Origin of the sequence: Corallococcus caeni (assembly GCF_036245865.1) — a bacterium.
Taxonomy (GTDB): Bacteria; Myxococcota; Myxococcia; order Myxococcales; family Myxococcaceae; genus Corallococcus; species Corallococcus caeni.
Genome location: NZ_BTTW01000116.1, coordinates 1 through 336, shown reverse-complemented (window position 1 = coordinate 336; position 336 = coordinate 1). Strand labels below are relative to the sequence as shown.

The window sequence follows — 336 nt, the reverse complement described above, 5'->3', positions numbered from 1 at the left end:
CCTACTCGCTGGACTGGCAGGGCCGCTCCACCGGCAAGGTGACGGCGGTGACGGGCGCCGGAGAGCAGCTGGCGCTGGGCACCTCGCAGAGCACCACCTGCCAGCCCGGCAGCAACTGCTGCGGCGTCGCCCCCAGCAAGCGTGACATCACCAACAGCAACGCCGGCCGCGGTGACGGCACCAGCGGCTCCGCGGGCTTTACCCAGTCTTTCGAGACGCTCACCAACGCCAGCCAGGCCACCGGCCCCCGCCTCTACCGGACGGTGGATTCCTGCACCGTCGCGGGCGCGTGCAGCCCCGGCAACGAGCGCAACGAGTGGGAGTGCGCCACCAGCA

At 71.7% G+C, this 336-nt stretch carries 1 protein-coding gene; it reads left to right on the top strand.

All coding sequences use genetic code 11. The annotated features are described in order from the left end of the window. Positions 1-336 (top strand): hypothetical protein (locus tag AABA78_RS39065; RefSeq protein ID WP_338270625.1); only part of this gene is annotated, 336 nt, incomplete at both ends.